Source organism: Ginsengibacter sp. (assembly GCF_057362405.1).
Window position 1 is genome coordinate 1 of record NZ_JBMQQG010000043.1, and the last position, 12,363, is coordinate 12,363.

The 12,363-nt window shown below is 37.0% G+C and carries 14 protein-coding genes and 2 tRNA genes; 13 read left to right on the plus strand and 3 right to left on the minus strand.

Features of this window, described 5'->3' with window-relative positions:
* Positions 1–106: 106 nt before the first annotated feature.
* Together ACO1O5_RS03450 and ACO1O5_RS03455 are read right to left on the minus strand one after the other, a co-directional pair.
* The gene (locus ACO1O5_RS03450) at positions 107–1,387 is read right to left on the minus strand and encodes a Y-family DNA polymerase (RefSeq protein WP_486268441.1); all 1,281 of its coding nucleotides are present in this window, start codon (positions 1,385–1,387) and stop codon (positions 107–109) included.
* 120 nt (positions 1,388–1,507) lie between these two features.
* On the minus strand, positions 1,508–1,942 hold the full coding sequence (locus tag ACO1O5_RS03455) for a LexA family protein (RefSeq protein WP_486268442.1): 435 nt from the start codon (positions 1,940–1,942) through the stop codon (positions 1,508–1,510).
* A 75-nt stretch (positions 1,943–2,017) separates the two neighbouring features.
* On the opposite strand from ACO1O5_RS03455, the gene ACO1O5_RS03460 reads away from it, so the two are divergent.
* The 6 genes from ACO1O5_RS03460 (at position 2,018) to ACO1O5_RS03485 (ending at position 6,649) form a co-directional block, all read left to right on the plus strand.
* Entirely contained in the window at positions 2,018–2,635 is a 618-nt protein-coding gene (locus tag ACO1O5_RS03460) for a 2'-5' RNA ligase family protein (RefSeq protein WP_486268443.1), read from the plus strand.
* A gap of 14 nt (positions 2,636–2,649) precedes the next feature.
* The gene (locus ACO1O5_RS03465; protein ID WP_486268444.1) at positions 2,650–3,264 is read left to right on the plus strand and encodes a 2'-5' RNA ligase family protein; all 615 of its coding nucleotides are present in this window, start codon (positions 2,650–2,652) and stop codon (positions 3,262–3,264) included.
* Positions 3,265–3,443: 179 nt separating this feature from the next.
* Entirely contained in the window at positions 3,444–4,553 is a 1,110-nt protein-coding gene (locus ACO1O5_RS03470; protein ID WP_486268445.1) for a PA0069 family radical SAM protein, read from the plus strand.
* Positions 4,554–4,630: 77 nt separating this feature from the next.
* Positions 4,631–5,422: an SOS response-associated peptidase gene (locus ACO1O5_RS03475; protein ID WP_486268446.1), complete on the plus strand. Its 792-nt coding sequence runs from the start codon at positions 4,631–4,633 to the stop codon at positions 5,420–5,422.
* A gap of 151 nt (positions 5,423–5,573) precedes the next feature.
* A complete protein-coding gene (locus ACO1O5_RS03480; protein ID WP_486268447.1) occupies positions 5,574–6,254 on the plus strand; it encodes a DUF433 domain-containing protein in 681 nt (226 codons plus the stop codon).
* Complete coding sequence (locus ACO1O5_RS03485) at positions 6,254–6,649, plus strand: PIN-like domain-containing protein (protein ID WP_486268448.1); 396 nt, start codon at positions 6,254–6,256, stop codon at positions 6,647–6,649. Before ACO1O5_RS03480 ends, ACO1O5_RS03485 begins: the two co-directional genes overlap by 1 nt.
* A gap of 36 nt (positions 6,650–6,685) precedes the next feature.
* Here the strand turns inward: ACO1O5_RS03485 and ACO1O5_RS03490 are convergent, their stop codons facing one another.
* Positions 6,686–7,018 (minus strand): hypothetical protein, encoded by a 333-nt coding sequence (locus ACO1O5_RS03490; RefSeq protein ID WP_486268449.1) that lies wholly within the window; start codon positions 7,016–7,018, stop codon positions 6,686–6,688.
* Between the two features lie 169 nt (positions 7,019–7,187).
* Here ACO1O5_RS03490 and ACO1O5_RS03495 point away from each other — a divergent pair, with 169 nt between their 5' ends.
* The 7 genes from ACO1O5_RS03495 (at position 7,188) to ACO1O5_RS03525 (ending at position 12,355) form a co-directional block, all read left to right on the plus strand.
* The gene (locus tag ACO1O5_RS03495; RefSeq protein ID WP_486268450.1) at positions 7,188–7,721 is read left to right on the plus strand and encodes a DinB family protein; all 534 of its coding nucleotides are present in this window, start codon (positions 7,188–7,190) and stop codon (positions 7,719–7,721) included.
* A 25-nt stretch (positions 7,722–7,746) separates the two neighbouring features.
* Positions 7,747–8,580 (plus strand): hypothetical protein, encoded by an 834-nt coding sequence (locus tag ACO1O5_RS03500; protein WP_486268451.1) that lies wholly within the window; start codon positions 7,747–7,749, stop codon positions 8,578–8,580.
* A 456-nt stretch (positions 8,581–9,036) separates the two neighbouring features.
* Positions 9,037–10,188, plus strand: coding sequence for an AAA family ATPase (locus ACO1O5_RS03505; RefSeq protein ID WP_486268452.1), 1,152 nt, complete (start codon positions 9,037–9,039; stop codon positions 10,186–10,188).
* 50 nt (positions 10,189–10,238) lie between these two features.
* A tRNA-Phe gene (locus ACO1O5_RS03510) sits at positions 10,239–10,311 on the plus strand.
* 14 nt (positions 10,312–10,325) lie between these two features.
* Positions 10,326–10,398: transfer RNA gene (locus ACO1O5_RS03515), tRNA-Lys, on the plus strand.
* 70 nt (positions 10,399–10,468) lie between these two features.
* On the plus strand, positions 10,469–11,422 hold the full coding sequence (locus ACO1O5_RS03520; protein ID WP_486268453.1) for an ABC transporter ATP-binding protein: 954 nt from the start codon (positions 10,469–10,471) through the stop codon (positions 11,420–11,422).
* A gap of 24 nt (positions 11,423–11,446) precedes the next feature.
* Complete coding sequence (locus ACO1O5_RS03525; protein ID WP_486268454.1) at positions 11,447–12,355, plus strand: DUF5677 domain-containing protein; 909 nt, start codon at positions 11,447–11,449, stop codon at positions 12,353–12,355.
* Positions 12,356–12,363: the final 8 nt, after the last annotated feature.

Below are 12,363 nucleotides of genomic sequence, written 5' to 3' on the forward strand. Positions count from 1 at the left end.
AATCCTTCGACGATGGTGCATGGATAAAGCATAGCAAAGGCGTATATAGAGTATGGGGAGTGTATGAAATCCTTATTGCAATCTAATACAACAGCATCATTTTTAGTTATACCACTTCCCTCAATTCATTCCATCTTGACGTGTATCTTGGCGAACGGAATTCTTTTCTCATTTTCCAGTCGCGACTAAGCCCGGAAGAAGCAAACTTTACCACATCATCTCTCATACTAAAATTAATATTATCCAGCGCATCCATTAAAAAACGTTTACTGTTCTCCGTTAGTGGCTTAAATAAATTACTCTGAATAGAGGTATCGGGAACAAGGCCACTTAACATAACGCCTGCTTTTTTATATTCCCTGCCAGGTTTAAAAATTTGTTCCGCCATGTGCATAGCTGGAGCAATCAATTCATTAGTTATGGAAGTAGCGGAAGGCAGAACGATGTGTGTGCTCATGGTTGCACCCCGGTTAAAGTCTGCTGTATGACTTTCTTCCTTTGCAACTATAAAAACGCTTAATACCGAAGCAGCACATTTCTGGCGTCTTAATTTTTCGCCGGCTCTCGCGGTGTAGGTGGCAACGGCTTCTTTAATGTCGCTTAACTCGGTAACATTTTTACCAAACATTCGCGTCGTCGCAATCATCTTTTTTACTTTCAATTCATCTTTCATGTCAATGCACGGTGTTCCTTTCAATTCTCTTACGAGCCTCCTACCTACAACTCCTCCCATATGCTTGTAGATCCATTCCTCCGGCATATTGCAGAGATCCCATGCGGTAGTTATTCCCCAGTTAATAAGTTTATCTGCATAGGCTCTTCCCACGCCCCAAATGCCGCTCACGCTGGTTGTCTTCAACACTTTTCTTATGTCATCATCACCCACAATTGTTGCTACGCATTTTGTTGCTGCTTTATTTTTCTTCGCTAAATGGTTAGCAATTTTCGCAAGGGTTTTGGTTGGAGCAATGCCCACCGAAACAGAAACTCCTGTCCATTGTTCAACGGTCTCTCTCATCTGTAGGGCATAATCGTCCAAACGATTTTCGTCAATCATACTCACATCCAAAAAACATTCATCAACAGAATATACTTCTACATTTCTTTCTCCCACCATCATTTTTAATGTATCCATAACCCGGCGGCTCATATCACCATATAAATTGTAGTTAGATGAAAAAGTGGCGACTTTATGTTTTTCAATTAAAGGCTTAGCCTTAAAGTACGGCCCCGCCATCTCAACCCCCAGGGCCTTTGCTTCATCACTTCGTGAAATGATACAACCATCGTTGTTGCTTAAAACCACTACGGGCCTGTTTTTCAGGTCAGGCCGAAACACCCGTTCGCACGAACAATAAAAACTATTGCAATCAACAATTGCTTTCAATCTATTTTGATTTTAATGAAACAAAATAATATCGAGGTGCAATAAGGAATCTATTTTCCGGGGTTTAGTTTCCCCTTCTGTCATCCTGGGCTTATCGAATGACGTATTGGGTTGACGCCCTTAGGGCGTGTGAATTACATAAGTTACGACTCCCCAAATAGCAAAATCTTCACAGGTGTTATCAATTTGTATCGGTGATAATTTATTAGAATCCGTTATCAGTCTTATATTATTATTTGTTTTCTCAAATCGCCTTATCAACATATCGCCATTTAAAATGGCAATAATTACTTTGCCATTAGTGGCTTTAATGGAGCGGTCAACAATTGCCACATCGCCTTTATAAATTCCTGCTTCCTTCATGGCATCGCTGCTTACCCGCATAAAAAAAGTTGCGGGTTTATTTCGGATCAATTCTTCATTAAGATCAATACCTTTTTCCATGTAATCATCTGCAGCAGCTCCGAAGCCTGTAGCATTGGCCGTGGGCACATCGGCCTGGGTAAACGATTTGGTGCCGGCATATTTTGCACCATACATCCTATCGGGAATCATAAAAATAATTTTGTTGATTTACTAATTAATTTAGTAAATTTATACTAAAATTATTATCCGAAAAATAAAAGTTTTATGCAAACAGAATATCCTTTGTCTCACCCAACGATGCCGGAAATATACGGAAACGACCTTTACGAGTATTTGTTGGTAGTTCGGCCTGATAAAGTTGTTGATGAAAAAGTTACGGCAGAAAAAAAATTCTTTTCCGGTGAATACCGGGAGAAAATTGTTGCTGACACGAAGCCTCATATTACCATAGCAAATTTTCTCGCAAAAGAATCGATGGAAGAAACATTGATCCGGTGGATACAACGAGTTTGCTCCCAACAGCAAAGTTTCACTGTTACTTTAAATAATTACAGCGGCTTCCCACCGCATACAATTTACCTGCGTGTTCAGGATGAGCGGCCTTTTCAAAAATTAGCAAGGGATTTAAAGGTATTGAATGCTTATGTGAACTCCTGTTCGTGTCCGCCCGTTAAAATAGTTTCAAAGCCCTATTTAAGTATCGCAGCAAGAATCCCGGAAGAAATTTACTTCAGGGCGTTAACACAATATGCACATAAAACTTTTCATGAATCTTTTTTGGTAAGTGAATTGCAGTTACTAAAAAGGAAACATCAATATGAGGCTTGCAGGCACATTAATGTATTTGGCCTGCAACCGGGAGAAAAGGAATTGTTTAACTAATAAAAATTTAACCTATGGATACAAAATCATTAATACAAATCCCCGGGTATAACTATAACGAATACATGCTAATTTTAAATCCGCCTGAAGTGTTGCGTAATAAGATTACAGAAGTAAAAAAGGAATTTTACGAAAAATACAAAGCTGAAAATGCATTGTGGGGGAAACCGCATTTAACGTTGGTAAACTTTGTTCAGTTTGAAATGATGGAGGAAAGATTGGTAAATAGCCTAAAAACTATCGGGATGGGTTATACGCCGTTTAAAGTCGAGCTTAAGGATTTCGGTAGTTTTCCATCTCATACTATTTATATCAATGTTGAAAGTAAACTGCAGGTTAAAAATTTAATCAAGGCGCTAAGACCGGCTCAGAAACTCATGACTTTGAACAAGGAAAACAAACCTCACTTCATTGACGACCCCTATATTCCCGTAGCTAGAAAACTATTACCATGGCAATACAAAAAGGGCTGGCAGGATTACAGTCACCGGCATTTCACAGGTCGTTTTATTGCTGATGGTATGTTATTAATTAAACGACGGGTTGGCGAAAAGCCTTACCAGATTGTACAACGATTTGAGTTTATGAATTTGCCGGTTGCAACAAAACAGGGAGAATTGTTTATGTAATCTCCCACAAAGCCACAAAATCTCTTGGTGATCTTTGTGTCTCCGTTGGAAAAGATCTTGATGTCGACTATAAATTTTAATGATCTGTCTTAATCGTATAAGGCGCTACTTGTCTTAATTTATTCGTTTCTCTCTAACGTGGTAAAGAGTTTTATCTATTTAATTCAAAAAATTTTTTTATGGCAACCCAATTGAAACAAGATCATTTTAAGATTGCTGCGCAGGAGAAAGATGAAGGCGATCAATACATAGCCGGGCGTGGCGCCCAATTTAATACAAAAAATAAATTTCTGAAAGACCAGCAGGTAAAGGAACATGTGGAGGCTATTGATGACTGGGAAATTACTAATGTAAAAACGCAATACATAGAGCAGCAGGTAAAAAGCATTGTAAACAAGGTAGAAAGCCCGGACCTTGGCATGATGTACAGCATGAATCCTTATGCCGGTTGCGAGCACGGATGTATTTATTGCTATGCACGAAATGTTCATGAATACTGGGGCTACAGTGCAGGCCTTGATTTTGAAAGTAAGATCATTGTGAAGAAGAATGCTCCCGAAATGCTGCGCAAATTTTTAATGAATAAAAAATATGATCCTACACCCATTATGCTAAGCGGCAACACAGATTGTTACCAGCCGGCAGAACAAAAGTATAGGCTAACGCGTGGCCTACTCGAAGTTTGTAATGAATTCAACCAGCCGGTAGGGATACTTACCAAAAACGCCTGGATAATAAAAGACAAAGATGTGCTGCAGGAAATGGCTAAGAAACGTTTGGTAACAGCGATGGTTTCGGTTACTTCTTTTAATGATGAGTTGCGAAGATTAATGGAACCAAGAACAACAACTGCCAAACAACGATTAAAAGTAATTGAAGAACTAAGTAATTCAGGTATTAGAATGGGCATTATGATGGGCCCGATGATTCCCGGGCTGAATGATCACGAGATGCAGAGGATCATGAAAGAAGCCAAAGATGCCGGCGCGACATTTACAGCTTATACTTTCATCCGGTTGAATGGTGCGATTAAATTTTTATTTCATGACTGGCTCTATAAAAATTTCCCGGACCGTGCTGATAAAGTGTGGCATTTAATTGAAGGAAGCCATAACGGCCAGGTGAATGATTCTCGCTGGGGCGTTCGCATGCGTGGTGAAGGAAGCATTGCGGAGATCGTTCGTCAGCAATATAAAAAATATGGTAAGCTGTATAGAATGAATGAAGACCGGTGGGAACTCGATACCAGTATTTTCAGGCGGCCGGGGGAACAAGGGAGGTTGTTTTGATGAAATATTTTAAATTAGCATAGAAGAAATCCTATGAGATTACTTCTATAAATAATTTATGATTAAAGCTATAAAATATGTGTTATCTAACCGGTAGAAAAATTTCAAATACGGAGTTCCAGGAGCTTGTTGAGTTAGCTGAACGCCTTGGATTTTTGAATGATGACCTCGCTATTTACAGGGGTTTCGATTACAATACCTATCCTGTAATCAGGGCCCGGGATGGCAAGGCAGGAAACGAGATTGTAAAAATGCAATGGGGCTTTTTACCCACTTATTTAAAAACGATGGAAGATATAAAGCGATTTCGTTTTGGATATAAAGATGATTCCGGAAAATATCATAAACCATATACTACGTTGAATGCTACCAGTGAGGAACTGCTGAGCAAAATGTATAAAGATGCGGCGCTTAAAAGAAGATGCCTGGTTCCTGTAAATTTTTTTTACGAGTGGATGCATGTAACAGTTGTTGGTAAAAGTGGCAAGATTTTAAAGACTCCGGAAAAATTTCCCTATGTAATCAGCATGCGCAATAAAGAGGAGTTTTATCTGGCGGGAATTTGGCAACCCTGGTTTGATACAGAATCTAAAAACACAACGAACACCTTTGCAATCGTAACGACAACGGCCAATTCGTTAATGAAGCAAATTCATAACAGTAAAGAAAGAATGCCAACAATTCTTGCCGGAGATTTATCCGAAGCATGGCTATATAACGATCTTACTGACCAGGAGATTTTAGACATTGCGAATTACCAGGTCGCCTCAGCCGACATGATTGCCACACCGCTGGATAAAGATTTTTTGAAAAAGGCACATCCTCATGAAAGAACTGTTTATAGGGAAGTGCCTGAATTGGTGTATTGATCGCTTTATGATAAGTGCTCAGGCTTCCTTCGTCTTATGACTGCTGGGAATTGTATGCGAGTACTTTTAGAAGGCATGGAGAACAAGGGTTGATTTGAGAATTGTTGAAATAGTCAAATTATCGTTATTTTATGTTTTAATTTTGAAACTAATGCCAATAACAACTTTCAATAAGCGACAATTAGGTTCAGGTATTTATACAATAGCTGATATAAGCAACATCTTACTAATTCCTAAATACAAGGTTCGTCGTTATTTAAATGAATATTGGAATGAAAGGGCAGGAAAGAAATTTTTTAATGAAACCTATTCATGGTCAGTCGATAATAAAATAAAGGCTGTAAATTTTTATACGCTCATCGAACTATATACTTGTTTCCATCTACAGGAATTAGGCGTTACACCAAAGGAGATTTTAAAATCACGGACTGCTATGGTGAAAGATTTAAATATTCCATACCCTTTTGCAAGTGATACAATTTTAAGTGATGGTAAAAAAATTTGGTTTGAATTTAAAGACAGCATTGTAAAAGCTGATGGTTCCAGGCAAACAGATTTTGTTGAATTTATAAGAGGCTTTGCAAGCAAAATTGATTTTAATTCAAATAAAATCGCTGAAAAATTTTGGCCTGCTGGCAAACAAAGTGATATTGTGATTAATCCACATAACCAGTTCGGCCAACCAATTCTAAATGGCACTAATATAAATGCCGAAGTAATTTTTTCAATGTACGAAAGCGGTGAACCAACAGACGCAATTAGTATTTTGTATGATATTACTCCCAAACAGGTTAATGATGCCATTTCCTTCTACAAAAAATCTGCTGCTTAATGGAAATCTACATAGATGAGAACCTCTCAGAATATGTAGCAGATGCGCTAAACTCACTCAATAAAGGATATTTCAGGGATATAATAGTTTATTCAACGAAATTAAAATTAGGGAAAGGTCAACCAGACGAAGTTATTATTCCGTCAATTGGAAAAGCCAACGGTATTTTAATAACAAAAGATTTAAAAATTCACAGAACAAGGTTGCAATATCAGCTATGTGAGGATTATAAAATCGGAATCTTCTTTTTAAAGATGCAAAAAGGAATGGATAAGCATTGGGAGATAGTTAAACTTTTGATCAACTCATGGGAAGAAATCCTTGATAAAATTTCTAAAGAACGAAGACCGTTTGGATATGAGGTTCCTGTTAGAGGGAAAATGAAGAAAATCTGAAAGTAATGTCTGTATTGAAATGCCGGTGCATCTTTTCTAAAAAGACATATACCGCTTAATAGTTTCCTTTGCCTCTTCCGAAAAATCTTTGATTTCTTCCTCTGTAATGTAACCGTCTTTCAAAATTCCGGCCAGGTTGATCAGATAATATGAAGGACGTAAATCATCGTAGCGGTGCTGCAGGTGTTTAAGAAAATTATTCAAATAACTACGTGTTTCGTGAAAGATTTCCCTGCCTGTTGCATTACCGGTTTTCCACTTAGCCAAAATCGCTTCAGAATTTTGTAAAGCTGCATCAAATTCTTTCTCTATAGATATAGCAAAAATCTCTCTTGCTATTTTCTTTTCTTTCTTGGTAAGTTCCTGCATAACATTTTATTCAATATGCAAGTTTAAAAAATTTTATGCTTAATGCCGAAAGATCGCAAGACAATAATGTTGCCTTTGAAAGTTAGTTACAAAACTTGGCGGGGCAGAAGGCGACATAAAATTCGGGCACAAATTTTATACGTCATTTGGTTTACTTTTATTTAAAAAAATGAGAGCCTCAAAATTTATTTTACTATTTTTTATTGCAACCTTCTTTATAGGTCCTTTCAAATTATCTGCACAAAATAGCTGTGACAGTCTTCTTGCACAATTAAATCGCAAGTGGACTAACGCTAAAGATTATGCGCTGAAAATGGCTGAATTAATGCCTGAAGAATATTATGATTTTAAACCAGTTCCGGAAGAGATGAGCTTTAAACAACAGCTTTTGCATATTGCAGATAATATGGAATGGCTTTCTTCCGCTTATCTCTTCGTTCCAAAGACAAACAAAATTGATACATCAGTGAAAAGCAAAGCTGCTGTAATTAAAATATTGAGTGACGCCTATGATATGGGAACAACAGCTCATCACAACCTTTCCGTTAAACAACTTGATGAGACAGTGAAGTTTTTTGCAGGACTGATGACGAGAAGGCAAATATTGATCTTGATGCACGATCACCAGACACATCACCTAGGACAACTCATAGTTTATTTGCGTTTAAAAGGAATTAAGCCACCGGACTATGTTGGGTGGTAAAATCAAGAGCCTAAATTATTATTTTATGAAAGAAAAATCTAACGACATCAGCCATGAAGAAAATCTCAAAAATGAAAATGAGTTTCTGAAAATGAAATTGATGCTGGAGCATGGTGCAGAATTTGGCGACATGAAGACAGAAGGGGAAGTCCCTATTGACATGGAAAATGATTTCCTGAATTATATCATGGCATATGAGAAACAAGCTGCAGAAAGAAAAATGATAAAGGTGTTTGATAGGATAGAAAGGCCCACTCATTTTGAACCGGTGAATGAAATACCAGACACTGAAATAGAAAATGCCTGGGCTGAACTAGACACTTATTTAAATAGATACCATATTGATTTAGCCGTTTGCAGCCCCAACATCAGTAACAGGGAATTGTATCGCTTCGCCACAGAAGAATTATTTAATTACGAAATGGACGATATTTTTATCCCAGGCGGCATGACCTGTTTTACCTATGATGAATTTTATCCTGATCATAAATATGATAATACAAAACATGCGGTAGAATATTGCATTGGCACAATATTAGAGAAAGATCCTATCACATGGATGCCGCTTCTGCCTTCAGAAAATCTGCGCATCAATAATCATTATCCACTCACAGAAACCGAATTCAAGAAAATTTTAAACAGGTTTAAAGAAGCCTATGATGACATAACTATCAATGAAGTAAAAGATCTTGATTTTTCAGTAGATGAAAAATTGTGCCAGGTAAAGGGTATTTATGATATCACTACAAAATTGCAATCGGCGGAAATTTCCTTGAAAGGAAACTGGATGGTGGAATTTAATTGGGATGGAACTTTTTGGGAAGTTGTAAATGTCCAGATAGAAGGAATCAATTTTTAAAAATCTGCATCTTTGTGGTTAACTTATATATTTAATTTTTTTTTTTAAAAGTGTTCCCCTGAAAGCATCGATTTTACTCGGGTCTCAACGAGTCCGAAAATAATTTCAAAAAATATTTCTAAAAACATTTGGCATAATCAAAAAAATATTTCCATCTTTGCACTCGCAAAAATTTAAAAATGCTCCGCATATCACTATATCAAAATAATAAACCAGGCTTTGATGCAAATACGCTTCATAACGGGCGGGGTATACGATTTATTTAAATAAACTATTCTAAAATAAATGAGACCCCGCTGATGCGGGGTTTTTTATTTAACCTGAAAACGGATATGTACTTTAAAACACATTTACAACGACCGTGTATTCATTAATCTTTGATTGATTGCATTACCCGGTCATGAAGAAATTAATAACTGACCGGGTTTTTTATGCCCCGGCCATAAATAAGTAATTATGGAAACGATAGTCGCAGTCGTTTTAATATTTCTTGCTGTACAATATAGCAGTCTTTTAAAACTGATTAAACTAAAAAGGGATAAATCCCGATTGAAATCAAAAAATAATGAGCAATTATTTGACCAGCATTTTATTGAGCCAAAAGTTTTCTACATAAAACTTTTTAATACTGTACCATGCGTGGCTTACATCGGCAATGTTGATACGAAAAAGATCTTTGAATTAATTAGCGGCGGCAAGTATGGCAAAGTGAAAGATGTGTATCAGCGTATCTATCATAACTGGGAGGATGATAAAATCTGCTTTTCAAAAACCATTTTCGTTATCGAAAATAAATTGATGGTGAAACTGGGTGATGACTGGCTTGAAATTTATTTTACCACTAATGATTACGCAAAGCCGAACAAAATGCTGACTGAGTTTAAAGTTTTGAAAGCTCCGGAGAAGGAAAAAGAGTACGAGATAAATATTATCTCTTTAAGCAGTAACCAGCTTGACCTGAAAACGATTTCGATTAAACCAACAAAGCTTGACATCGATCTTTATTACAATGATGATTTTAAACCTGTAAACACAGTCATAAACGAAAGATTAGCAAAGGAAAATGACAAGGGAATCGTATTGCTTCACGGGTTGCCAGGTACCGGCAAGACAACATACCTGAGGTACCTGATCGGGAATTTAAAAAAGAAAGTAATGTTCGTCTCCCCGTCGGTTGCGGGCAACCTGATGAATCCGGATTTTATGGATTTATTATTGGATAATCCAAATGCAATATTAGTGATTGAAGATGCTGAGAACATTATCATGGATAGGAGATATAGCAGTACCAGTAGTGTAAGCAACCTGCTTAATATTAGCGATGGCTTGCTGAGTGATTGTTTGAATGTCCAGATCATATGCACATTCAACAGTGAGATAGGTTTGGTTGATAATGCGCTGTTGCGTAAAGGAAGATTAATAGCAAGATATGAATTTGGGAAATTGTCAGTTAATAAAGCCAAAAGATTACGCGATCAACTGGGCTTAACAACAGAGATCAATAAACCAATGACGCTTGCAGAGATCACCAATCCGAACGATACAAATCCGGAGCCGGTTAAAACAAGTGTGATCGGTTTCAGGAGAGATGTAGTGATGAAGAATTAAGTGGGTGATGCAGCAGCGGTGCTACCGTGTACCGCTGCTTTATATAAAAAGGTGTTTTGGCAGAGGCGGTATATGCATTGGACTGAAAATCCAAAGAACAAGGTTCGACTCCTTGAGACACCACCTATAGATAAAATTGGTTCGTAGCTCAATTGGCAGAGTATCCGGCTTTTAACAGGAGGGCTGTGAGTTCAAATCTCACCGGACCAACGATAACAATTATTAATGATAAATGCATGATCGGTTGAGACAATTGTATTTTTGAGAAAAGTGGTTACGCATGGCATTATTGGAAGTGCAACATATAAGCAAGTATCAGCCGGACAGGATCATTGTTGATGATATCAGTTTTCAACAAGAGGCTTTACAGAAGATTGCGATTACCGGAGAATCAGGCGCAGGTAAATCAACATTGCTAAAGATAATATCCGGGCATGAACAAGCTGGCAGCGGGACAGTAATGTTTAATGGCGAAAGAGTGATCGGGCCGGAAGAAAAATTATTAGAAGGCCATAAAGACATTGCTTATTTATCGCAGCATTATAATTTGTTGAATAACTATTACGTAAAAGATTTGATTTGGTTTCAAATTAAAGTTGATGAAGAGGCGGCAAAAGAGTTATTTGAAATATGCAGGATCAGTCATTTGCTGGAACGCAGAACAGATCAGCTTTCGGGAGGAGAGAAGCAGCGGATTGCATTGTGTATGTTATTGGTAAAACACCCGAAGTTGTTAGTGCTGGATGAACCATTTTCCAATTTGGATCCTATACACAAAAACACATTGAAGTCTGTGTTGGAAGATATAACGGAGCGATTGCAAATAACGTGTTTGCTAACGTCTCATGATCCGCATGATACACTTTCCTGGGCAGATGAAATTATTGCGATGAAAGAGGGAAAGATCATTCAGCAGGGAAACCCGGAAACTATTTATCATCAACCAGTGAATGAATATGTGGCAGGTTTGTTCGGTAAGTATAATTTATTGAAACCCGAACAAGCCGCATTGTTTGGAATTGAAGCTAATGGAAAAGATGTAATGATAAGGCCCGAAGAGTTTTTGATGAATGAAAATGATGGCGTAAAAGGCATGATACAAAAAATTAGTTTTTGGGGAAGTTTTTACGAAGTGGAAGTTTTGGTGGAGGATGTGAGGATTGTTGTGAGGGTGATGAAGTGTGAGTGGAAAGTTGGAAAGGAAGTTTCGGTGATATGTCATGGCAAAAAATGAATTCAAAATTAGAAATTGAAAATTATGTACCAGTCGTATAGTGACGAAGAAAAGGAAAAACTAAATCTGTTTTCGCAACTACTAAAAGATTATGTAGATAATGGGATAGAGATATTAGACTTTAGAAAAAATTCCAAAGAGATTTTGAGAACGGATTTAGCTTCTTACCTTCTTTTTAGGCAAATACTAGAAATGTCCGATGCTATAAGCGAGCTTATTGGGAAAGGTTGTATCAATGCTTCTAAGCCTCTCGTTAGATCTTTACTTGAATATTATTTTCAATTTTCCTATTTATTGAATGATCATGAGGAGCGAAAAGCTTTGCAGTTCTTATACACCTATGAAAAGTTTCAGTTGGGATACTTTGAAAAGCTTGCCTATCCAGAAAGAGATGGAAGCTTTTTCAAAAAACAACAAAAAGATAAACATGTTAAGAATATGAACATCGGAGAGGAACAAAAGAAAATTTGTTTAAATAATATAAAAAACATCCTTGAAACATTGAGTTCAGAAGATTATGTAGAAATAGCAAACGAATTTGAAAGAACTGAAATTAAAAAAGGTTCAAAACTGGACAAGAAAGGTAAAGTGAACAAATGGTACGAACTTTTTGATGGCCCTCGAAACGTAGAAAATATTGCTATCATTTTAGAAGAAACGTCACTCTATGAACAAATTTATAGAGACCTTTCTTCCTATGTTCATGGGATCAACATTGTTCACTCTAATTTAAAATCAGTTAGTGAAAATGAATTTGGGATTAGTGATTTGAGAGATATAAGACAATTAACTACTGTTGGGAATAATGCTATTATGTTGATTGAAAGATCATGTGTACTTTTTTTGAAACATAAAATCATTGAACCAAAATCTCTTGGCGAAAAACTCTTGCCTTTAATGCAAAAAGCGCAGGAATACAGAAAGGTAATGTGAGCACCAAG